Source organism: Luteimonas sp. e5 (assembly GCF_054031035.1).
In genome coordinates, this window is the sequence record NZ_JBSTRX010000001.1 from 94,607 (window position 1) to 116,612 (window position 22,006).

Consider the following 22,006-nt stretch of genomic DNA (forward strand, 5'->3'; position numbering starts at 1 on the left):
CCTGAACAAGGGGGTAGTGATGAACAAGACACAACAGGGGATTTCGCTGACCGGGTTCCTGACCCTGCTCGCGGTGGTCGGTTTCGCGCTGTTCATCGGCATGAAGCTGTTCCCGATGTACCAGGAGTTCTGGAGCGTGAAGAAGGCGCTGAAGAGCGTCGCCGCCGAGGCCTCGCCCAATGACCCGGTCGGCATCCGCCACGCGCTGGAGCGTCATTTCGACGTCGGCTATGTCGACAGCGTGCGCCCCGAGCACATCAAGGTCGAGCGCAGCCCGGCCGGCGCACTGATCAACATCGAGTACGAGGTGCGCAAGCCGCTGGTCTACAACCTCGACATCGTCGGCAAGTTCAAGGCCAGCGAGCCGGTACGCAGTGCCGGTCAGTAAACGCATCGCGCATGCGTTTACCGATGCGCGCCTGCTGCAGCAGGCGCTGACCCATCGCAGCGCCGGGCAGCCGCACAACGAGCGGCTGGAGTTCCTCGGCGATGCCATCGTCAATCTGCTTACCGCCGAAGCGCTGTACGCGGCCTGGCCGCGTGCCGACGAGGGTGCGCTGACCCGCGCGCGCACCGAGCTGGTGCGCGAGTCGGCGCTGGCCGGCATCGCGCGCACGCTGGAACTGGGCCACGGCCTGCGGCTGGGGCCGGGCGAGATGAAGTCCGGTGGCCATCGGCGCGATTCGATCCTCGCCGATGCGCTGGAGGCGGTGGTCGGCGCAATCTATCTCGATGCCGGGCTGGACGCCTGCCGCGCCACGGTGATGCCGTGGTTCGCGCCGCTGATCGATGCCCTGCCGCCGCCGAACAAGGTCGGCAAGGACGCCAAGACGCGGCTGCAGGAATGGCTGCAGGCGCGCGGGCGTGCGCTGCCGGTGTACGTGCTGGAAGCGGAAAGCGGTGAGGAACATGCGCGCAGCTTCGCGGTCAGCTGCCGCATCGGCGAGCCTGCGCTGACGACCGCGGGCGAGGGCGGCTCGCGCCGTGCCGCCGAGCAGATCGCCGCCGCGGCGATGCTCGAGTTGCTGGAAGCCGGCGCGGCGAAGTGAAACGCCACCACGGGCCGGATCTGATTCGAGCCGCGCGCTGCCGCGCCGGCCATACAATGCGCGCATGAGTGCGCAATCCCATCATGCCGGCCATGTCGCCGTCATCGGCCGGCCCAACGTCGGCAAGTCCACGCTGATCAATGGCCTGGTGGGCAGCAAGGTCAGCATCACCTCCGACCGCCCGCAGACCACCCGCCATCGCATGCTCGGCATCGCCACCGTGCCCGGCGGCCAGATCGTGTTGGTGGATACGCCCGGCATCCACGGCGCACGCAACAAGGCGATGAGCCGCGTGCTCAACCGTGCCGCGCGCGGCGCGCTGGAAGGCGTCGATGCGGCGTTGCTGGTGGTCGAGGCGGGGCGCTGGGACGAGGAGGATCAGTTGGCCCTGGATGCCCTGGTCAAGGCCAAGGTGCCGGTGCTGCTGGTGGTCAACAAGATCGACCGCCTGCGCGACAAGGCCGAGCTGCTGCCCTATCTTGCCGAGGTCAGCCAGGGCCGCGAGTTCGTCGCCGTGCACCCGTTGTCGGCGCTGCGCCGGCAGGGGCTGGACGAATTGGTGGCAAGCCTGCTGCCGCTGTTGCCCGAGCAGCCGCCACTGCATGACGAAGACGAGATCACCGACCGCAGCATGCGCTTCCTCGCCGCCGAGTTCGTGCGCGAGCAGCTGATGCGACAACTCGGCGCGGAGCTGCCGTATGCGACCGCGGTGGAAATCGAGAGCTTCGAGGAAGAGCCGCGGCTGCTGCGCATCGGCGCGGTGATCTGGGTCGAGCGCGACAGCCAGAAGGCGATCGTGATCGGCAAGGGCGGGGCGCGCCTGCGCAAGATCGGCAGCAAGGCGCGCGAGCAGATGGAACGGCTGTTCGGCCAGCAGGTGTTCCTGCAAACCTGGGTGCGCGTGCGCCAGGGCTGGTCGGACGATGAAGCCGCGTTGCGCGCGCTGGGTTACGGCGAATAGCGCATGGCCGCCGGGGCGGTGCCGCGATGCAATTGAGTTGCGAGGCCGCCTTCGTCCTGCACGCGCGCGCGTGGCGCGAAACCAGCCTGCTGGTCGAAGTGCTGTGCGCCGAGCATGGCCGGCTGGGGCTGGTGGCGCGCGGCGTGTCCAGCGCCAGGCGGCATGCCCTGCGCGCGGCGCTGCAGCCGCTGCAATGCATCCGCCTGCAGGCATCGCAGCGCGGTGAACTGGCGACCCTGCATGCGGCCGAAGCGGTGGATGCCGCACCGCGGCTGACCGGCGAGGCGGCACTGGCCGGTTTCTATCTCAATGAACTGACCTTGCGCCTGACCCCGCGTCAGGATCCGTTGCCCGAATTGCACGCCGCCTACGCGCGCACGCGGGCCGCGCTGGCCGATGCCTGCGGCGAAGCACTGGCGTGGGCACTGCGCCGATACGAACGCGATCTGCTGCAGGCGATCGGCCTGGGTTTCGACTGGAACGTGGATGGCGACGGACGCGAGATCGACCCATCCGCACGCTACCGGCTGGAGGGCGAGTACGGGCCGCGTCGCCTGCTGCGTGATGGCAGCCCGGAGGCGCGCCGTGAAGCGGCGACCGGCACCGCGCTGCTGGCGCTGGCTGCCGACCATCCACCCCCTGACGCCGATCTTGCCAGCCTGCGTCGGCCGATGCGTGCCCTGCTGGCGGACTACCTCGCCGGACGACCGTTGAAATCCTGGGAGATGGCGCGCCAGTTGCAGCGTCTGGGTCGTTCGGATCCGGACATGCCGGGCTGAGCAGCGCGCGCGTTATCTGTCCACGGCGGGTTCGGCGAGCACGCGCGCCACGGCGTCGCGGAAGCGCTGCCAATGCCGTTGATCGTCGGGAGCCGCATGCAGGGCGTCGGCTGCCAGACGCAACGCCTGCGCGCCAACGAAGCCGCAACTGGCCTTGAGCCGGTGCAGTTCATCACGGGCACGCGCGGCATCGCCGGCCTCCAGCGCCGTGCGGATCGCTGACGACTGCTTCGGCAGCTCGGCCAGAAACAGCGCACGCAGTCCGCGCACCGCCTCGGGGTTGTCGTTGAGTGCCCGCAGCGCAGCGGCATCGTCCCAGTCACGCGGATTGCGCGCGGCAAGGCCCTCGCGGATCGCCGCCTGCCATTGCGCGCTGTCGAGCGGCTTGGCCACGGCGGCATCAAAGCCGGCGGCACGCAGCCGCTCGAGGTCTTCCTCCAGCCGCGATGCGGTATGCGCCAGTGCGAACGGTGCGGGCGCCGCCGATTCCGACCGGCGCGCGTGCAGTTCGGCCAGCAGCTCGATGCCGCTGCCATCGGGCAAATGGGCATCGATCAGCCAGGCATCGAACTCGCCCGCCATCGCCAGTGCTTCGGCGCGGCTGCCGGCACAGTGCACATCCGCCGGCAGCGCGCCAGCCGCGGCGGCAAGAAAGGCCTGGCTGGTGGCATCGTCCTCGACCAGCAGCAGGCGCGGGTTCATTCGCTCATCGCGCATCGTCCTTATCCTTTCGCGCATGCCCCGATGCATCCTACGCCGATTGCCCTTGCTGGTGCTGCTCATCGCGTGCAGCGCGGTGGCCGAGGCGCGCAGTGCGCGGGCCAGCATCGCCCGCGTCAGCACCCCGCTGGCGAGCATGCAAGGGGTGCGCGTGCAGCTGGACTGGCCGGCGGACGCCAGCGAAGGCGTCCTGCGCCTGCAGGCACGCGAAGTGGTGGCCGCGGACCTCGGCTACCGTTTCCGCGACGTGGACTGGCACTGTCCGCTGCGCCGCATGCGCCGCAATGGCTGGCATTGCGATGGCACGCTGCGCACGCGTGGCGCGGCACCCACGCGCCTGGCGCTGCGCATCGACGATGCCGGACTGGATGCCGCCCTGAGCCAGGGCGCGGCGCGGCTGGCCGTGCAGCGCCGCGAGGCGGCGCCGGAATTGACCCGCATCGACCTGACCCGGGTGCCGCTGCACTGGGCGCAGGCGCTGGCGGTGCAGGCGTGGTCCGCGGCGCGCTTGGGCGAGGGTCGGCTGGATGGACGGCTGCGCCTTGGCACACCGAGTGCAGGCGGGCTGCGAGTGCAGGGGCCGTTGCAGATCAGCGCAGGCGCGCTGCAGTCGGCCGATGGCGGCATCGTCGCCGAGGGGCTGGACGCGCGGTTGTTGCTCGATTACCGCAGCCGCGACGAAGTGGCGAACCTCGATCTGCAGGGCGAGATCGCCGGCGAGGCGTTGTTCGGCGAAGCCTATCTCGGGCTGTCCGGCACACCGGTCACGTTTGCCTTGCAGGGCGAAAAGGCACCGGGCCAGGGCTGGCGGCTGCCAGTGCTGCAGTGGCGCGACGCGGATCGCCTCGAAGCCAGCGGCAGCGCCGCGCTGGATCGCGAGGGAGGCTTGCAGGCGCTGGAGATGAGCCTGTCCGGACGCGCCGATGACGCCCTGCGCGAGCGCTATCTGAGTGGTTGGCTGGCGCGCATGGGCATGGCCGACGTGGCACTGTCGGGCCACTGGCGCGGGCGGCTGCGCATTGCGCACGGCCGCCTGCAACGGCTGGACGCGGTACTGGACGAGGTCGGCATCGATGATCCACGCGGCCGCTTCGCCGTGCACGGACTGGATGGCACGCTGGCGTTCGCGCAGGAGGGTGTGGTGGATTCCGCGCTGGGCTGGCGCGAGGCGCGCATGTACGGGCTGGCGTTCGGCGCCGCGCGCCTGCCGCTGCAAAGCCGTGGCGGCGAACTGGTGCTGCGGCGCGATGTGCAGGTGCCGCTGTTCGGTGGCGAAGTCGAACTGCACGGCCTGCGCCTGCTGCCACCGGGTGCCGGCCATGGCTTGCAGCTCGAGTTCGGCCTGGAGCTCGATGCGGTCGATCTGGGTGCGATGGCGAGCACCTTCGGACTGCCGGAGTTCCGCGGCGAACTGAACGGGCAGGTACCGCGCGTTCAGTTCGCCGACGACCGGCTGGAATTCGATGGCGGGCTCAGCCTCGGCATCTTCGATGGCGCGGTGCAAATCACCAATCTGTCGATGGAGCGGCCGTTCGGCACCGCGCCCACGCTGTCGGCCGACCTCGATTTCAATGACCTCGATCTCCTGCGCCTGACCGAGGTGTTCGATTTCGGCAGCATCAGCGGCCGCCTCGACGGCCATGTGCACGCGCTGCGGCTGGTGGACTGGACGCCGGTGCAGTTCGATGCGCTGCTGCAGACCGATCCACGCCAGCGAGTGCGCCAGCGCATCAGCCAGCGCGCGGTGCAGAACATGTCCAGCGTCGGCGACCAGAGTTTCGTCAGCAGCCTGCAGGGGCGCCTGATCGGCCTGTTCGACGATTTCGGCTACCGCCGCATCGGCATCCGCTGCCGGCTGCGCAACGAGGTCTGCCTCATGGGCGGGCTGGAGCCGGCGCACACCGCGCGTTCAGACTCCTCGGGCTTTACTATCGTCGAAGGCAGCGGTCTGCCGCGCCTGACCGTGGTTGGCCACAATCGCGAGGTCGATTGGCCGACGCTGGTGCAGCGCCTGCAGGCCCTCGGCAAGGGTGAAGTCAAACCGGTTTTCGACTGAAGGACAGAGCATGGCGATCAAATACTGGATGCCCATTCCCGCCGCGCTGGTGCTGGCGGCGTGCGTCACCATCAACGTGTATTTTCCCGCCGCCGAAGCACGCGAAGCGGCCAAGGAGTTCGTCGAGAAGGTGATCGGTGAGGACGGCGAGCCGGTGGAGGCCCCGGGCAAGGGCGCGGCCGGCGGCATGGCACTGCTGGAGCGGCGCATCGACCCGTGGTCGCTGCTCGGCATCGGTACCGCGCAGGCCCAGTCCAAGCCCGACATCACCATCAATACCCCGGCGATCCGTGCCATCCAGGCACAGATGCAACGCCGCTTCGACGCCACCCTGCGCAGCGGCTTCGATGCCGGCGCGCTCGGCTTCAGCAGCGATGGCCTGATCGTGGTGCGTGATGCCGCGGCCTTGCCGCTGAAGGACCGGGTCGCGGTCAATGCGGCGGTGGCCGATGACAACCGCGATCGCAAGGCGCTGTACCGCGAAGTGGCGGTGGCCAATGGGCATCCCGAATGGGAAGCGCAGATCCGCGAGGTGTTCGCGAAGCAGTGGGTCGACAGCGCGCGCAGCGGCTGGTGGTACCAGTCCGGCGGCAGCTGGAAGCAGAAATGAGCGCGATCACGCGGCTCGGCCTGTGCCTTGCGTTGCTGGCCCTCGGTGCGCCGGCCGCGAGCGTGCAGGCTGCGCCGGGTGACAAGAGCCTCGCGCGTCAGGCCAGCCAGTGCCTGGCGCTGTACCGCATCGCCGCCACGTTGCCGGGCAATGCCGCGCATCGCGACGACCTTGAACGGCTGGCGGCGCTGATGGGCCGCAGCATGCAGGATGCCGGGGTGGATCAGGCGCAGTTCGAACGCCATTCGGCCGATCTGCTGGCGCGCATCGGCACGCCGCAGAAGCCCGACAAGGCCGTGCTGGCGCGCGAGGTCGAGCGCTGCAACGGTTTCGCCAAGCAGCGCTGGCAGCACTACACCGCCGCACGCGGCTGAATGCCACGCGGCGGATGCAGCAGGTGCGTGCGAGAATGCACGCCCGTGAACGCCGACGCCGACCGTGGCCCGTTTCGACAAGACGCCCTTCGAACTTCAGATCATCGATCTCGGCCATGACGGCCGTGGCGTCGCACGTCGCGCCGAAGGTCCGCACGCCGGCAAGACCGTGTTCGTCAGCGGTGCGTTGCCGGGCGAGCGGGTGCAGGTGGAGCAGACGCGCCGCTCGCGCGACTTCGACGAGGCGCGCACGCTGGCGGTGCTGCAGCCTTCGCCGCACCGGGTCGAGCCGCGTTGCGAGCATTTCGGCACCTGTGGCGGCTGCGTGTTGCAGCATCTGGCGGCGCCGCAGCAGATCGAGGCCAAGCAGCACGTGCTGCTGGAAAACCTCAAGCGCATCGGCAAGGTCGCGCCCGCCAGGGTGCTGCCGCCGCTGACCGACGCGGCCTGGGGCTACCGGCGCAAGGGGCGGCTCTCGGTGCGCCGCGTCGAGAAGAAGGACCGCACCCTGGTCGGTTTCCGCGAGCAGGATCCACGCTTCGTCGCCGATATCCGGCAATGCCATGTGGTGGTGCCGCAGATCGGCCTGCACATCGAAGCGCTCGGCGCGCTGGTCGATTCGCTGGATGCGCGCCGGGTGATTCCGCAGATCGAGTTCATCGCCGGAGACGAGGCGACCGCGCTGGTGTTCCGCCATCTCGAGCCACTGGGCGCGGACGACCTCGGGCGATTGCGTGATTTCGGCCGCGCGCATGGCTTCGCCATTCATTTGCAGCCCGGTGGCGTCGAATCGGTGCATCCGCTGGACGCGGCGCCGCGGCTGGCGTTCGCGCTGCCGCAGTGGCAGGTCGAACTGGAGTTCCGTCCACTCGATTTCATCCAGGTCAATGCCGGCCTCAACCAGCGCATGATCGCGCAGGCGCTGGAGCTGCTCGACGTGCAACCCGATGAGCGCGTGCTCGACCTGTTCTGCGGCCTCGGCAATTTCACCCTGCCGCTGGCGCGACTGGCGCGCGATGTGGTCGGCGTGGAGGGCGATGCCGGGCTGGTGGCACGGGCGCGCGCGAACGCCATCGCCAATGGCATCGACAATGCGCGCTTCCACGTCGCCGACCTGGCCAGCGATCTGCGTGGGGAGCCCTGGATGACGCAGGGCTTCGACAAGCTGCTGCTGGATCCGGCGCGCGCCGGTGCGCTGGAAGTGCTGCAGCAGTTCCCGCTCGACGGCATCCGCCGCATCGTGTACGTCAGTTGCCATCCCGGTTCGCTGGCGCGTGACGCCGGCTGGCTGGTCAACGAGGCCGGCTGGAAACTCGCCAGCGCCGGGGTGATGGACATGTTCCCGCATACCGCGCACGTGGAATCGATCGCGGTGTTCGAGCGGCCATGAGCATCGAGATCGAACGCAAGTTCCTGGTCACCGGCGATGCCTGGCGCGAACAGGCGCACGCGGTGATCGAGATGGCGCAGGCCTACCTCAACGATACCGAATCGGTGAATCGCGGCCGACAGAAGGTATCGGTGCGGGTGCGCATCGAAGGCGATGCCGCGCGGCTCAACATCAAGTCGGCCGAATCGGGCATGCGTCGGCAGGAGTTCGAGTATCCGCTGCCACCGGCCGATGCGCAGGCGCTCATGGCGCTGTGCGTGCAGGGGCGCATCCACAAGCGTCGGCACCTGGTGCGGCATGGCGCGCATCTGTGGGAAGTGGATGAGTTCCTCGGCGACAACGCCGGGCTGGTGGTCGCCGAGGTCGAGCTGGGCAGCGAAAGCGAGGCTTTCGAGCCGCCGCCGTGGCTCGGGCGCGAGGTCACCGACGAGCTGCGCTATTACAACCAGACCCTGGCACTGCATCCGTTCACGCAGTGGCCTGATGCAGGCAGCGATGCCACCATGGAGGAGAGCGGATGACACCGGCGCCGTTGCGCATCGATATCTGGTCGGACCTGGTCTGCCCATGGTGCTGGATCGGCAGCCAGCGCATGCGGCGCGGGCTGCAGGGCGTCGAATCCGTCGAGCTGCGCTGGCAGCCGTTCCTGCTCGACCCGGATGCCGATGCCACGCCGCAGCCACTGCGCGAGTTCTACGCCACCAAGTTCGGTGGCGCCGCGCAGGCCGCGCGCATGCTGAGCGAGACCCAGGCCACGGCGCGCGCCGAAGGCCTGCCGATGGACTTCGATCGCGGCCAGGTGCGCGTCTCCACCCGCGATGCGCACCGCGTGCTCGGCATGGCCGCCGCCGGGGCGCAGGCCGATGCGGTCGCCGAGGCGCTGTTCCGCGCGCACTTCGCCGAGGGGCGCAACCTCGCCGATGCCGGGGTGCTGGCCGACTGTGGCGCGGCAGGCGGACTCGAGCGCGAGGCGGTGCTGGCGATGCTGGCCGGCGATGCCGGCAAGGTTGAACTCGAGGCTTCGCTGGCGCAGGCGCGCGCCATGGGCATCCGCGCGGTGCCGACCTTCGTCATCGATGGCCGCTACGCCCTGCAGGGTGGACAGCCGCCCGAAGTCTGGCGGCAGGTGCTGGCCCGGCTCGGACGCCTGCCGCCGGCGGCGGATCAGCGCGACGCGCAGGCGCAACCACCGGCGACGGATTGAGCCGCGGGACTGAACGCGACCGGTGCCGCGAACGCGGATGCGGGCGGCAGCGGCCGTGCGACGCCGGCTTTGGGCGACAATGCAGGCCCGTGCCGCATTGCGCACATCGATCCAAGCGAGGCTTGCATGCTGGTCATCGGCGTTGCCGGAACCGAACTCCAGGCGCAGGAGCGCGAATGGCTGCAGCATCCGGGCTGCGGCGGGGTGATCCTGTTCGCGCGCAATTTCGCTTCGCGCACGCAGGCGGCGGAACTGTCGCAATCGATCCGCGAAGCCGCCGCGCAGCCGCAACTGATCTGCGTCGATCAGGAAGGCGGCCGCGTGCAGCGTTTCCGCGAGGGCTACAGCGATCTGCCGCCGTTGCAGGGTTTCGATGCATTGCACGCGCGTGACCGCAATGCGGCATTGGCACTGGCGCGTGAACATGCCTGGCTGATGGCCAGCGAAGTGCGTGCCACCGGTGTCGATCTCAGCTTCGCCCCGGTGGTGGATCTTGGCCGCGGCAACCTCGCCATCGGCAATCGCGCGTTCTCCGCCGATCCCGAGGTGGTCGCCGACTTCACCCGCGCCTACATCGAGGGCATGCACGAGGCTGACATGGGCGCCACGCTCAAGCACTTCCCCGGGCATGGTTCGGTGTTGGCCGATACCCATTTCGACGAGGCCATCGACCCGCGTCCGCTGCAGGAGATCCGCGCGCTCGACCTGGTGCCCTTCGTCGCCGGGATCCAGGCCGGCGCCGACGCGGTGATGATGGCGCACGTGGTCTATCCGCAGGTGGCCCCCGAACCGGCGGGGTATTCGCGGCGCTGGATCGAGGACATCCTGCGCGCGGAGCTGGGCTTTGGCGGCGTGGTGTTCTCCGATGACATCGGCATGGCCGCGGCATTCTCCGCCGGTGGCGTGCGCGCGCGCATCGATGCGCATTACGATGCCGGTTGCGACGTGGTGCTGGTCTGCCATCCGGAACTGGTGCCCGAATCGTTGGCCGCGGTGGAGGATCGCCGTTTCAATACCGCCGCATTGATCGGCCTGATCGGCCGCGGCCCGTTGGGCTGGGATGCACTGCTGGCCGATGACCGCCATGCCCGTGCGCGCGAGCGCCTGGTCGATGCCCTGGGAGAGAGCGCATGAGCCACCGTCTTGCCGATGCCCTTGCCAATGCCGAATGCATCCACGACCGTGCCGCGATCGATGCCGCGATCGCGCGCATGGCCGATGCCATCCACGCCGATTACGCCGAGGCCGAAACCGCACCGCTGTTCGTCACCGTGATGAACGGCGGATTGCCATTCGCCGGTGCGCTGGCCTTGGCGCTGGGCGAACGCGGCCTGGATCTGGAACTGGACTACCTGCACGCCACCCGCTACCACGGCCAGACCAGTGGCTCGGGTCTGGCCTGGCTGCACCGGCCACGCGTGGCGATGCGCGGGCGCCAGGTGCTGCTGGTGGATGACATCCTCGACGAGGGCCACACCATGCAGGCGGTGAAGCGCTGGTGCGAAGACCAGAATGCCGCCGACGTGCGCATTGCGGTGCTGGCGGTCAAGCAGCACCAGCGCTGCCTGGAGGATGTCTGCGCCGACTATGCCGGACTCGACGTGCCCGACCAGTACGTGTTCGGCTTCGGCATGGATTACCACGAGCAGGGCCGCAACCTGCCGGCGATCTATGCACTGAAGCCCTGAGCCGCATCCACCTCGTCACTGGAGAGCCCCATGCCCGGACATGCGCCCATTGACCTCGCCATCATCGGCGGCACCGGCGTGTACGCGCTGGCGCAACTGGCGGATGCCGAGGCACAGCAACCGGTGACGCCGTATGGTGCGCCCTCCGGGCCGGTGCACATCGGTTTGCTGCATGGCCGACGCGTGGCCTTCCTCGCGCGCCATGGCGAAGCCCACTCGCTGCCGCCGCACCGCATCAACTATCGCGCCAACCTTGCGGCGCTGAAGGCACTGGGTGCAGGCCAGGTACTGGCGCTCAATACCGTGGGCGGCATCGGCGCGGCCTGTGCGCCGCGCGCGCTGGTGCTGCCCGATCAGTTGATCGACTACACCTGGGGGCGCATCTCGACGCTGTGCGAGGAGCCGGGCAGCGAGGTGTTGCACGTCGATTTCGGCGAGCCTTATTCGCCGCAGGTGCGCGCACGCGTGTTGCAGGCGGCCGCAGCCGCCGATGTGATGTTGGTCGATGGTGGCTGCTACGGGGTGACCCAGGGACCGCGTCTGGAAACGCGTGCCGAGATCGCGCGCATGCGCCTGGAAGGCTGCGACCTGGTCGGCATGACCGGCATGCCCGAAGCCGCGCTGGCGCGCGAACTGGGGCTGGACTATGCCTGCCTCGGCATCGTCGCCAACTGGGCGGCCGGTGCCGGCCCGGACCCGGACGAAGTCATCACCATGGGCGAGGTGCTGGCCAATGTCGCCGCCGCGATGGGCGAGGTGGCGCGGCTGATCGAGGCGCTGCTGGCACAGCCTTGAGTGCCCGCGGCGGCAGGCGACGCTACAGCCAGCGCACCTTCTTCAGATAGCGATACAGCAGCAGGCAGCCAAGGGCGACCAGGCCGATCAATACCGGGTAGGCGTACTTGCGGTGCAGCTCCGGCATGCCCTCGAAGTTCATCCCGTACCAGCTCGCGACCAGCGTCGGCAATGCCAGCAGCGCGGCCCAGCCGGCCAGTTTCTTCACCACTTCGCCTTGCGCGTAATTGACCAGCGACAGGTTCACGCTCATCGCTGCACCGGCGGTCTCGCGCAGCACGTCGATGATGTCGATGGTGCGCCCGGCGTGGTCGCGCACGTCGCGGAAATAGGGCCGCGCCTCCTCCGGGATGCCCAAGCCCTCCGAGCGCATGAGCTGGGCCAGGATGTCCTGCAGCGGCGCCACCGACATGCGCATGCGGGTCAGATCCTTGCGCAGCATGTACAGCCGCTGCACGGTTTCGCGGTGGAAGTCCTCGGCGAAGATCGCCTGCTCCAGTTCGCCCAGCTCGTGCTGGAAGTCGTCGATGATCGGCTGGTAGTTGTCGACGATGAAGTCCAGCACGCCATGCAGCGCCACCGCCGGGCCCATGCACAGGCGCTCGGGTTCGCGCTCCAGGCGCTCACGCACCGCGGCGAAGCTGAGCGAGCCGCCATGGCGCACGGTGAGCAGGAAACGCTGGCCGAAGAACACATGGGTTTCGCCGAAGCGCACGTCATCGGCGAGCCGCTGCGCGGTGTGTACCGCGATGAACAGGGTCGGGCCGAAAGCCTCGATCTTCGGCCGCTGGTGTGCGTTGTGCGCATCCTCGATCGCCAGATCATGCAGGCCGAACTCCTCCTGCAGCCGCTCCAGCAGGGCTTCCTCCGGCTCGTACAGGCCAACCCAGACGAAGCCGCCATCATCGCGTGCCAACGCATCGCTGATGGCGTCAAGAGGGATGTCCTCGCGGCGACCATCACGGTAAACCGCGCAATTGACCACGCCGCGGACGTCGGCTGCCGGCGTGCTCATGGAGCGGTTCCTGCACGCGCACGGCGCGCCCATGACATCGCCAGCGCCAGGTGCAGCGGCAGCAGCAGCGCGATCCAGGCTGCGTTGGCCTGATGGTCGATGCCGATGGCGGCGAGCGCCAGCGCCAGCAGTGCCAGCGCGGCGGGCAGCCACAACCACAGCCGGAAGCGCGGCGATGGCGGGCGGCCACGCAGCAGCGCCCAGGCACCGGGCAGCAGCAGCCAGGCCAGCGGATTGAGCAGCAGCAGGTTGTGGTTGCGCCAGGCCGACCAGTGCGCACTGCCCAGCCACAGGTACAGCATCAGCACACCGAGCAGCCCGCACAGCAGCCAGAAGCCGAGCGCGAACCCGGCGGCCGCGCGCGGCTTCTGTCGCGCGCCGTAATACAACAGCGTCGCCAGCAGCAGGCCGAGGGCGGCGAACAGCGACAGGCGCGCCGTGCCCGAGGACGGCTCCGCGTCCAGCCGGTGCGGCAGCCACTCCTCCTCGGCCAGCACCAGCGGTGTGCCGGCGGCGGTTTTCGCATCGCGCAGGGCGTCGGCCAGGCGCATCGGGATGAAGCTCTCCTCCCACAGCGACAGCGGCCGGTCGGCGTTCGGCCCGAGGCCCAGCTGGAAGCCGAGCCACATCCAGGGTGCGGGCGCGGCCAGTCGCGTCGCCTCGCTGCGGTAGGTCAGTCCATGCGACCGTGCGCCCAGCTGCGGCCCGAGCGCGCCATCGAGGGCGAAATCCAGCGCATCGCGCACCCGCGTGGCGCAGTTGTCGCGGAAATAGTCGTAGTCGTAGCGCGCGTTTTCCGGCAGCGCGTTTTCGGCCAGCGCGGCGGCCAGCCTGTTCGCCTGCTGCGGACTGAGGTCGAGCCACTGCACGCGCACGCCGCGGCCATTGTCGCGGTACTGCCGCAGATCGACTTCCAGCGGCAGCGCGACCAGCTGGTAGCTCATGCGGCCGCGCAGGAAGCGCACAACGAAGTCGGGTTCGTCGAGGTCGAAATAGCCGAAGTTGTAGGAGATCGGCCCGTGCAGCGGGTCATCGACCACGATCGCGTCGTGGCCGAAGCGCTCCCAGAACACCTCGCCCGGCTGCATGGTGACCACGCCGATGCGCGGCGCGGCGTGGCCGGGCAGAGCGGTGAGCAGCAGACCGAAGAGCAGCAGCACGCAGCTGGCCAGGCGCGGATACCAGCTGACGGAACGCATCTTCGCCATGTGCCGCCGTTCGTGCTCAGGCATCGCCCGAGACGCCGACATGGAACGCATGCACGCGGCGCGCATCGGCATCGGCAACGCGGAACACGAAGCGACCCATGGTCAGCTCCTCGCCGGTTTCGGGCAGGTGGCCGATGGCATCGATCACCAGGCCGCCGATGGTGTCGTATTCGTCGTCGTCGAAGTCGGCACCGAAGCGCTCGTTGAAGTCCTCGATCGGGGTCAGCGCATCGACCCGGTACTGGCCGTCGGGGCGCGGCGATATCAGCGCGTTTTCGTCTTCCGCGTCGTCGTGCTCGTCATCGATGTCACCGACGATCTGCTCGAGCACGTCTTCGATGGTGACGAGGCCTGCGACGCCGCCGTATTCGTCGATCACGATCGCCATGTGATTGCGCGAGAGGCGGAATTCGCGCAGCAACAGGTCCAGGCGCTTGGATTCGGGGATCAGGAAGGCCGGGCGCAGCAGGTCGTGCAGGGTGATGCGGCCATCGGAAGTGATGGTCTTGAGCAGATCCTTGGCCAGCAGCACGCCGAGGATCTGGTCCTTGTCCTCGCCGTGCACCGGAAAGCGCGAATGACCGGATTCCACCGCCGTCTCCAGCGCGGTGCGCATGTCCACGTCCACCTGCAGCGTGACCATCTGCGAGCGTGACACCATGACGTCGCCCACGGTCAGTTCCGATACCGCGATCGCGCCTTCCATCATGCGCAGCGTGTCCAGCTCCAGCAGGCCGTCGGCATGCGCATCGCGCAGGAAGTCGAGCACATCGCCGCGGGTGGTCGGCTCGCCGGAGAATGCCGCGCCGAGGCGGCGCAGCCAGCTTCGTGTTTCCGTGCGCCCTTCACCGGGCGCGGGGCTACTGTCAGGTTCGTCGGTCATGGAGCGCGATGGCGGATCGCAGAAGGAGTTTGCAGTCTAACCGCTGCCGATGTGAATCCCGTGCAGTGGATGGATCGGGTGCCGGTTTCAGTCGTGGTACGGGTCGTCGATACCCAGCCCGGCGAGGATTTCCCGCTCCAGTTGCTCCATCGCCTGGGCATCGGCATCGTCCTGATGATCCCAGCCGAGCAGATGCAGCGTGCCATGCACGGTGAGGTGAGCGTAATGCGCGTTCAGCGCCTTGCCTTGCGCCGCGGCTTCGCTGGCCACCACCGGCGCGCAGATCACGAGGTCGCCAAGCAGCGGGAAGCGCGCCTTGGCCGGCAGGCCCGGCGGGCGCTCGGCGGGGAAGCTGAGCACGTTGGTGGGCGCATCCTTGCCGCGGTAATGGCGATTGAAGGCGCGGCCTTCCTCGGCATCGACGATGCGGATGGCGAGGTCGGCATCGCGCACCCGGCCCTCTAGCGCTGCCCGCACCCAGCGGCGGAAACTGGCCGGCGCCGGCACACCCTTGCGTGGCGCGCCGTAGCTGAGGCTGACCTCCAGTTGCATCGGCTGCCGGTTCATGGCGACGCGCTCCATTCGCCGGGTTCGAAATCGAACCGCGTCACGTGCGTATCGCGGGCTTTCTGCGCCAGCTTGCCATCCACCTCGGACAGCGCGCAATTCTCGGTGAGGATTCGGCCGGTCGCACGCACCAGTGCGATCGCCGCCTCGTCGCCACGTGCCTGGCTGTCGATCTCGATGGTCTTGTTGCCGCATGCGCCGATGTTGAGCGCCTCGATTCCCGCCACCAGCGTGCGCGCGGCATGGTCGGCGATGCCGTCGAACTCGTCCGCGGGCATGGCCCGGGCCGGTACCGAGACGCGCACCTTGAAGAAATTGAGCTGGCGGTGGAACAGATAGCCGCGCGAATGCAGGTCGAGAGCGCCTTCGCCGGTCTGCGCGCTGATCGCGATGCGCATGCCGACGGTGGCCTGCTCGGCAATGGCTCGGGTGACGCGTGCTTCCAGGTCCTCGTTTGCCGATGGCTGAGCAGCCGCAGCCGGCGGTTCCGCATCGAGCGGGAACGGCTGCGCTTCGCCGATTTGCATGTTGCGATACAGCCCCGAGGCGGCGGCGTTTTCCAGGTCCTGGCGGAAGCCCTGCATGCCCTGTGCCACCGCATCGGCCTGCGGCGCGCGTCCGGCGGGGTAGACGAACACGTCCACCGCGATGCCCGGGTTCGGGATCCAGGCATAGCGCAGGCGCACGCCGGATCTGCGTTGCGCCGGATCGTAGTGATTTTCGACCAGACGGAAGGCGCCGATGGTCTGCGGCGCGATCACGTGGGTGTGTTCGATGAAGGCCCGCGGCGGTGCATCGGCGGCCATGGCCGGCAGCGACAGGGCAAGGAGAGCGATGAGGATGCGGGCGGCGCGGCGATGCATGGCAGGCTCCGGCACAGACTGCCAGTCTAGCCCCTGGGCGCCGGCGGCGGGGCGGCAGCGGCATCGCGCTCGTCGCGGCGGTCATAGGCGTTGACGATGCGCGCCACCAGCGGATGGCGCACCACGTCGCGCGCCTCGAAGAAGGTGAAGCTGACGCCGTCCACCTCGCGCAGCACGTCGATCGCGTCCTTGAGCCCGGACTTGACCTGGCGTGGCAGGTCGATCTGGGTCAGGTCGCCGGTGACCACGGCGGTCGAGCCGAAGCCGAGCCGGGTCAGGAACATCTTCATCTGCTCGATGGTGGTGTTCTGCGCCTCGTCGAGGATCACGAAGGCATCGTTCAGCGTGCGCCCGCGCATGTAGGCCAGCGGTGCGATTTCGATCACGTTGCGCTCCAGCAGCTTGAGCACCTTTTCAACGCCCAGCATCTCGTACAGTGCGTCATACAGCGGGCGCAGATAGGGATCGACCTTCTGCGACAGGTCGCCGGGCAGGAAGCCGAGCTTTTCGCCGGCTTCCACTGCTGGCCGCACCAGCACCAGGCGCTGCACCCGCGACTGGTTGAGCGCGTCCACCGCCATCGCCACGGCGAGGAAGGTCTTGCCGGTGCCGGCCGGGCCGATGCCGAAATTGATGTCGTGGCGGGTGATCGCGTGCAGGTACTTCTTCTGGTTGCCGCCGCGGCCCTTGATGGTGCCGCGCTTGACCCGCACCGCGACGTCCTGTGGCTGGTAATCGTCGTCGCCTGACGCGGCCGGGGCGGGCTCGGCCTCGCCCGCGAGGCGCAGGTTCACGCCATGCGCATCGAGGATTTCGCCATCGGTATCCGCATACAGTTCGCGCAGCAGCTTTTCCGCGCGCGCGAGCAGCGCCGGGTCCTCGCCGCTGACGCGGAACACGTTGCCGCGGTTGGCCACTTGCACCCCCAGGCGCAGCTCGATCTGGCGCAGGTGGGCGTCGAACGGCCCGGCCAGGTTGGCCAGGCGCTCGCTGTCGTCCGGTTCGAGGGTGAAATCGCGTTGCGGCATGGCGGTGGATCGAATGGTGGACGCGCACTATGGCGCAGTTCGCCCCAACGGGGCGTGATCACGTGCCAGGTTGCAGGGCATCGCCCCGCGGCGCGCCAGCGCCTGCTCCCTTCAGTGCGGCTTGATCGCGATCTTCAGCACCCCGTCGCGCTGGTTGGCGAACAGGTCGTAGGCCTCGACGATGTCCTCCAGCCGGTACTCGTGGGTCACCATCACGCCGAGGTCGAGGCGGTTGGCCTCGATCACGTTCATCAGCCGGCGCATGCGCTCCTTGCCACCCGGGCACAGCGCGGTGCGGATGGTGTGGTCGCCAAGCCCGGCGGCGAAGTCGGCCATCGGGATCGGCAGGTCTTCGGAATACACGCCGAGGCTGGAGAGGGTGCCGCCGGGGCGCAGCACCTTGAGCGCCTGCGCCCAGGTCGAGGTCAGCCCCAGCGCCTCGATCGAGCCATCCGCCCCCTTGCCGCCGGTGAGCTTCATCACTTCCTCGACCACGTCGCAGTTGCGGAAGTTGAGCGCCACGTCCGCGCCCATCCTGCGCGCGATCTCGAGCCGATGGTCATTGCCGTCCACCGCGATGATGGTGGTGGCGCCGAGCAGGCGCGCACCGGCGGTCGCGCACAGTCCGATCGGCCCTTGCGCAAACACCACCACGGTGTCGCCGATGCGGATGTTGGCATTCTCCGCACCCTTGAAGCCGGTGGACATGATGTCCGGGCACATCAGCACCTGCTCGTCACTGAGGCCGTCGGGGATCGGCGCCAGGTTGCCCTGCGCATCGGGCACGCGCACGTATTCGGCCTGGGTGCCGTCGATCAGGTTGCCGAAGCGCCAGCCCGCCGTGGCCTTGTAGCCATGCCCGCCGCATTGGCCGTGCTCGATCAGGTAACTGCCGTCCTGCGAGGGTGCGCCATCCTGTGCCGCGTAGCTGTTGAAGTCGGGGCAGATCGCACCGGCGATCACACGCTGGCCCTCGTGGTAGCCGCGCACCGCACTGCCCAGCTTCTCGATCACGCCGACCGGCTCGTGACCCACGGTCAGGCCTTTCGCCACCGGGTACTCGCCCTTTAGGATGTGCACGTCGGTGCCGCAGATGGTGGTGGTGGTGATGCGGATCAGCGCGTCGTTGGGGCCGATGTCGGGGATCGGCTTGTCCACCACTTCGATGCGTCCGGGTTCCACGAATACCGCCGCCTTCATCATCGTCGCCATGACCGCGCTCCAGTCCGGATGGGGAATCCCCACCGTAGCAGGATTCGATGACCACGATCCGCGCACCGCGCTGCAGCTTGCATCGGCGGCCCGCGACACGCACCCTCGAGCCTCCACCCGCGACCGGAAGTCCCCCATGCGTTTGTCCCGCCTTGTCCTCGCCGCAAGCTGTGCCGCGCTGATCGCGCCCGCCGCCATCGCGCAAACCCTGGTCAGCGCCGCGCGCATCCACACCATGGACCCGGCGCAGCCGCGCGTGCAGGCGCTGGTGCATGACGATACCGGTCGCATCCTCGCCGTTGGCGAACGCGAGGCGCTGGCGCGTGCGTATCCGGCAGCGAAGCGGCTGGATCTGGGCGAGGCCACCGTCATCCCCGGGCTGATCGACGCCCACGGCCACATGCAGGGGCTGGGCCTGCTGCATGTGCAAGTCAATCTGGCCGGCCTGCGCAGCAAAGAGGACGTGCTGGCGCGGCTGCGCGAATTCGCCGCCACGCTGCCCGAGGGCGCATGGCTGACCGGCCGCGGCTGGGACCAGAACCTGTGGCCGGACAAGGCCTTCCCCAGCGCCGCGGATCTGGATGCGCTGTTCCCCGAGCGCCCGGTGTGGCTGCGCCGTGTCGATGGCCATGCCGGCTGGGCCAACAGCGCGGCGATGCGGCTGGCGACGCGCCCGCTGCAGGGGGATTGGCAGGCCGAGGGCGGTGACATCCAGCGCATCGACGGCCAGCCCACCGGCATCTTCATCGACAGCGCGATGGCCTTCATCGCCGAGGCGATGCCGCCGCTGGACGAGGCCACCGCCAGCCGCGCGCTGGAACTGGGCATGGCCGATGCCGTGGCCCACGGCCTGACCGGAGTGCATGACGCCGGCGTCTCGCTGGCTGGACTGCGCCGTTACCAGCGCCTGGCCGATGCCGGCAAGCTGCCGCTGCGCATCACCGCGATGGCCGATGGCGATGGCGCCGCGCTGGACATGCTGTGCAGCGAGGGCCTGTACCAGCACGCCGGCGGACGCCTGCGCATGCGCAGCATCAAACTGTTCGCCGATGGCGCGCTGGGCAGCCGCGGCGCGGCCATGATCGAACCCTACAGCGACGACCACGGCAACCACGGCCTGATGCTGACCTCGCCGGCCGAGCTGCGCCGCATCGCCGGCAAGGCCAGGGATTGCGGGGTGCAGGTCGCCACCCATGCCATCGGCGATGCCGGCAATCGCAACGTGCTCGATGCCTATGCCGCGGCGCTGGGTGATGCGGCCGCGCGCAGCGACCATCGCTGGCGCATCGAGCATGCGCAGATCATTGCGCTGGAGGACATCCCGCGCCTGCGCAGCCTGAACCTGATCGCGTCGATGCAGCCGACCCATGCCACCAGCGACATGGGCTGGGCCGAGGCGCGCGTCGGGCCGCAGCGCATCACCGGTGCCTACGCCTGGCGCCGCTTCCGCGATGCCGGCGTGCGCCTGGCGCTGGGCTCGGACTTCCCGGTGGAATCGGTCGATCCGCGCCTGGGCCTGCACGCCGCGGTGACCCGCACCGATGGCGACGGGCTACCGGCCGGTGGCTGGATGCCGCAGGAAAAACTCACCGCCTGGGAAGCCCTGCGCGGCTTCACCCTGGATGCCGCCCATGCCGGTTTTGCCGAAGCCGAAGTCGGCAGCCTCGCGGTGGGCAAGCGCGCCGATTTCGTGGTGCTGGCCGAAGACCCGCTGGCGCAGCCCGCACAGGCCCTGCCGCAGCTGACCGTGCAGGCCACCTTTGTGGATGGCAAGGCGGTGTACCAGCGGCCCTGATCGGCGCATCGGCGGCACGATCCACACGCTTCAGATCATCCGCTGCTGACCACGCCGGCCACATCCGGGATGGCGGAGCAGTGCGCCGCATTGCAATCAATTAAACATTGAATTAAATTATTTCCCATGAACGCGAATACGCCAGTGGCCGGCAGGAAAACCCCGCGCCGGCGCCGGGCCGGCCGTCCCGAGGCAGGCGGCGTGGACCTGCGCGAGAAGCTGCTGGATGCCACGCTGGCCTGCTTTGCCCGCAGTGGCGTGGCCGGGACCGCCTTGCGCACGATTGCGCAGCAGGCGGGCGTCACCCCGGCGATGCTGCATTACTACTTCGGCGACAAGCCGGCGCTGGTCGAGGCGCTGGTGGCCGAGCGCCTGCTGCCGGCGATGGCGGCCCTGCGCAAGTCGCTGGAGCAGGTGCAGGGGCAGGACGATCCGCGCGCGCTGGCGGTGGCCTTCGTGCGCGGCATGATGCAGGTGATCGCCGCCAACCCGTGGCTGCCGCCGCTGTGGGTACGCGAGGTGCTGACCGAGGGCGGTGCCTTCCGCGAACTGCTGGTGAAGGACATCGGCCCGAACGTGACGCAGCAACTGGTGGCACGTTTTTCCGCGATGCAGCGCGAGGGACGCCTGCCGGCAGGGCTGGATCCGGCCCTGCTGGTGGCTTCGCTGGTCGGCCTGACCCTGTTCCCCGCCGCGGGCCTGCCGGTCTGGAGCCGGGTGCTCGATGCCGGGAGCCTCGGCACGCGCGAGATCGAAGCCCATGCCATCGCCTTGCTCGAAGGGGCCCTGCGCCCGGAGGCCACGCCATGACACCGATTGCCAGATCCGCATTTCTCGCCACGGTGGCCATGCTCGCCGCCTGCCGCGGGCCGGCGCCTGATGCCCTGGGCTCGCTGGAATACGATCGCATCAGCGTGCCGGCACCGGCGGCCGAGCGCATTGTCGAAATCAACGTGCGCGAAGGTGAACGGGTCGAAGCCGGGGCGCTGCTGATGCGGCTGGATGCACGCCGCATCGAGGCGCAGACCGAGGCGGCGCGTGCCGACGCCCTGCGCCAGCGCGAAGCCACCGACTTGCTGGAAGCCGGCGCGCGCAGCGAGGCCATCGCCCAGGCGCGCGCGCAACTGGCCGCGGCCCAGGCGCAGGCCGGTGAAGCGGACAGTTACCTGCGGCGCATCGAGCCGCTGGGCCGGCAGCGGCTGGTGGCGGCGATCGAGGTGGATCGGGCACGCGCCGCGGCACGTTCGGCGTCGGCCCAGGTGGCGGTCGCACGGCAGGCACTGGAGACCTTGCTGCACGGCAATCGCCCGCAGGAAATCGCCCAGGGCCGCGCCGCGCAGGCCGCCGCCGAAGCGCAGGCGCGGGCGCAGGAAGTCAGTCTGGAGAAGCTCGAGGTCAGCGCGCCGCGCGCCGGTCGGATCGATCGTCTGCCGTTCAAGCCCGGCGACCAGCCCGCGCTCGGCCAGCCGCTGGCGGTGATGCTGGTCGGCGAAGCACCGTATGCGCGCATCTACGTGCCGCAGACCCTGCGCAGCCAGGTCGAGGTGGGCACCATCGCCCGGGTGCAGGTGGAAGGGCGTGAGGACGTCTGGCAGGGCCGGGTGCGCATGATCCGCAGCGAACCGGCGTTCACCCCGTACTTCGCGCTGGCCGGCGACGACGCCGCGCGCCTGTCCTACCTGGCCGAAGTGCAGCTGGACACGGACGCCGCCGACTTGCCGGCCGGCCTGCCGGTGCAGGTGCGCTTCGGCGCGCGCTGATGGACGCTTCCGGCGACAAGCACGCCAGCAGCGGTGCGATCGCCATCCG

The 22,006-nt window shown here is 69.2% G+C and carries 24 protein-coding genes; 16 read left to right on the forward strand and 8 right to left on the reverse strand.

The genetic code is table 11. The features are described from left to right. Positions 1 to 19: 19 nt before the first annotated feature. The 4 genes from ACW11F_RS00485 (at position 20) to recO (ending at position 2,789) form a co-directional block, all read left to right on the forward strand. Positions 20 to 388: a DUF4845 domain-containing protein gene (locus ACW11F_RS00485; protein WP_456994813.1), complete on the forward strand. Its 369-nt coding sequence runs from the start codon at positions 20 to 22 to the stop codon at positions 386 to 388. Further along, positions 375 to 1,049, forward strand: a complete 675-nt coding sequence (gene rnc / locus ACW11F_RS00490) for a ribonuclease III (protein ID WP_456994815.1) — start codon at positions 375 to 377, stop codon at positions 1,047 to 1,049. Before ACW11F_RS00485 ends, rnc begins: the two co-directional genes overlap by 14 nt. A 64-nt stretch (positions 1,050 to 1,113) precedes the next feature. Continuing rightward, complete coding sequence (era, locus tag ACW11F_RS00495; RefSeq protein WP_456994817.1) at positions 1,114 to 2,010, forward strand: GTPase Era; 897 nt, start codon at positions 1,114 to 1,116, stop codon at positions 2,008 to 2,010. A 26-nt stretch (positions 2,011 to 2,036) separates the two neighbouring features. Further along, positions 2,037 to 2,789 carry a DNA repair protein RecO gene (gene recO / locus ACW11F_RS00500; RefSeq protein WP_456994819.1) on the forward strand — a complete coding sequence of 251 codons (753 nt, stop codon included), beginning with the start codon at positions 2,037 to 2,039 and terminating at the stop codon, positions 2,787 to 2,789. 12 nt (positions 2,790 to 2,801) lie between these two features. Here the strand turns inward: recO and ACW11F_RS00505 are convergent, their stop codons facing one another. Then, entirely contained in the window at positions 2,802 to 3,506 is a 705-nt protein-coding gene (locus ACW11F_RS00505) for an Hpt domain-containing response regulator (protein WP_456994821.1), read from the reverse strand. A gap of 55 nt (positions 3,507 to 3,561) precedes the next feature. Between ACW11F_RS00505 and ACW11F_RS00510 the strand changes: the two genes are divergently transcribed. From ACW11F_RS00510 to ACW11F_RS00550, 9 genes are all read left to right on the forward strand, one after another. Then, positions 3,562 to 5,565, forward strand: coding sequence for a hypothetical protein (locus tag ACW11F_RS00510; RefSeq protein ID WP_456995848.1), 2,004 nt, complete (start codon positions 3,562 to 3,564; stop codon positions 5,563 to 5,565). Between the two features lie 10 nt (positions 5,566 to 5,575). Continuing rightward, entirely contained in the window at positions 5,576 to 6,175 is a 600-nt protein-coding gene (locus tag ACW11F_RS00515) for a YdbL family protein (protein ID WP_456994823.1), read from the forward strand. After that, the gene (locus tag ACW11F_RS00520) at positions 6,172 to 6,549 is read left to right on the forward strand and encodes a hypothetical protein (RefSeq protein WP_456994825.1); all 378 of its coding nucleotides are present in this window, start codon (positions 6,172 to 6,174) and stop codon (positions 6,547 to 6,549) included. Before ACW11F_RS00515 ends, ACW11F_RS00520 begins: the two co-directional genes overlap by 4 nt. A gap of 64 nt (positions 6,550 to 6,613) precedes the next feature. After that, a complete protein-coding gene (gene rlmD, locus ACW11F_RS00525) occupies positions 6,614 to 7,939 on the forward strand; it encodes a 23S rRNA (uracil(1939)-C(5))-methyltransferase RlmD (protein WP_456994827.1) in 1,326 nt (441 codons plus the stop codon). Next, entirely contained in the window at positions 7,936 to 8,460 is a 525-nt protein-coding gene (locus tag ACW11F_RS00530; RefSeq protein ID WP_456994829.1) for a CYTH domain-containing protein, read from the forward strand. Before rlmD ends, ACW11F_RS00530 begins: the two co-directional genes overlap by 4 nt. An 11-nt stretch (positions 8,461 to 8,471) precedes the next feature. After that, entirely contained in the window at positions 8,472 to 9,143 is a 672-nt protein-coding gene (locus ACW11F_RS00535; RefSeq protein WP_456995849.1) for a DsbA family oxidoreductase, read from the forward strand. Positions 9,144 to 9,269: 126 nt separating this feature from the next. After that, entirely contained in the window at positions 9,270 to 10,277 is a 1,008-nt protein-coding gene (nagZ, locus tag ACW11F_RS00540; RefSeq protein WP_456994831.1) for a beta-N-acetylhexosaminidase, read from the forward strand. Beyond that, positions 10,274 to 10,831, forward strand: a complete 558-nt coding sequence (locus ACW11F_RS00545) for a hypoxanthine-guanine phosphoribosyltransferase (RefSeq protein ID WP_456994833.1) — start codon at positions 10,274 to 10,276, stop codon at positions 10,829 to 10,831. The genes nagZ and ACW11F_RS00545 overlap by 4 nt, the downstream gene beginning before the upstream one ends. Before the next feature lie 30 nt (positions 10,832 to 10,861). Continuing rightward, entirely contained in the window at positions 10,862 to 11,626 is a 765-nt protein-coding gene (locus ACW11F_RS00550; protein ID WP_456994835.1) for an S-methyl-5'-thioinosine phosphorylase, read from the forward strand. 22 nt (positions 11,627 to 11,648) lie between these two features. On the opposite strand, the gene ACW11F_RS00555 is transcribed toward ACW11F_RS00550, so the two are convergent. From ACW11F_RS00555 to ACW11F_RS00585, 7 genes are all read right to left on the reverse strand, one after another. Further along, the gene (locus ACW11F_RS00555) at positions 11,649 to 12,641 is read right to left on the reverse strand and encodes a magnesium and cobalt transport protein CorA (RefSeq protein ID WP_456994837.1); all 993 of its coding nucleotides are present in this window, start codon (positions 12,639 to 12,641) and stop codon (positions 11,649 to 11,651) included. After that, positions 12,638 to 13,873 carry a lipoprotein N-acyltransferase Lnb domain-containing protein gene (locus ACW11F_RS00560; RefSeq protein WP_456994839.1) on the reverse strand — a complete coding sequence of 412 codons (1,236 nt, stop codon included), beginning with the start codon at positions 13,871 to 13,873 and terminating at the stop codon, positions 12,638 to 12,640. Before ACW11F_RS00560 ends, ACW11F_RS00555 begins: the two co-directional genes overlap by 4 nt. Next, positions 13,866 to 14,732: an HlyC/CorC family transporter gene (locus ACW11F_RS00565; RefSeq protein ID WP_456994841.1), complete on the reverse strand. Its 867-nt coding sequence runs from the start codon at positions 14,730 to 14,732 to the stop codon at positions 13,866 to 13,868. Before ACW11F_RS00565 ends, ACW11F_RS00560 begins: the two co-directional genes overlap by 8 nt. 87 nt (positions 14,733 to 14,819) lie before the next feature. Further along, a complete protein-coding gene (gene ybeY, locus ACW11F_RS00570; RefSeq protein WP_456994843.1) occupies positions 14,820 to 15,299 on the reverse strand; it encodes an rRNA maturation RNase YbeY in 480 nt (159 codons plus the stop codon). Continuing rightward, on the reverse strand, positions 15,296 to 16,162 hold the full coding sequence (locus ACW11F_RS00575) for a hypothetical protein (RefSeq protein WP_456994845.1): 867 nt from the start codon (positions 16,160 to 16,162) through the stop codon (positions 15,296 to 15,298). The genes ybeY and ACW11F_RS00575 overlap by 4 nt, the downstream gene beginning before the upstream one ends. Positions 16,163 to 16,188: 26 nt before the next feature. After that, positions 16,189 to 17,190 carry a PhoH family protein gene (locus ACW11F_RS00580; RefSeq protein WP_456994847.1) on the reverse strand — a complete coding sequence of 334 codons (1,002 nt, stop codon included), beginning with the start codon at positions 17,188 to 17,190 and terminating at the stop codon, positions 16,189 to 16,191. A gap of 111 nt (positions 17,191 to 17,301) precedes the next feature. Further along, a complete protein-coding gene (locus ACW11F_RS00585) occupies positions 17,302 to 18,402 on the reverse strand; it encodes an NAD(P)-dependent alcohol dehydrogenase (protein WP_456994849.1) in 1,101 nt (366 codons plus the stop codon). Between the two features lie 136 nt (positions 18,403 to 18,538). Here ACW11F_RS00585 and ACW11F_RS00590 point away from each other — a divergent pair, with 136 nt between their 5' ends. The 3 genes from ACW11F_RS00590 to ACW11F_RS00600 all read left to right on the forward strand — a co-directional run bounded on the left by ACW11F_RS00590 (position 18,539) and on the right by ACW11F_RS00600 (position 21,957). Then, positions 18,539 to 20,197 (forward strand): amidohydrolase, encoded by a 1,659-nt coding sequence (locus ACW11F_RS00590; protein ID WP_456994851.1) that lies wholly within the window; start codon positions 18,539 to 18,541, stop codon positions 20,195 to 20,197. 126 nt (positions 20,198 to 20,323) lie between these two features. Next, on the forward strand, positions 20,324 to 21,007 hold the full coding sequence (locus ACW11F_RS00595) for a TetR/AcrR family transcriptional regulator (RefSeq protein ID WP_456994853.1): 684 nt from the start codon (positions 20,324 to 20,326) through the stop codon (positions 21,005 to 21,007). Then, complete coding sequence (locus ACW11F_RS00600) at positions 21,004 to 21,957, forward strand: HlyD family secretion protein (protein ID WP_456994855.1); 954 nt, start codon at positions 21,004 to 21,006, stop codon at positions 21,955 to 21,957. Before ACW11F_RS00595 ends, ACW11F_RS00600 begins: the two co-directional genes overlap by 4 nt. Positions 21,958 to 22,006 lie beyond the last annotated feature (49 nt).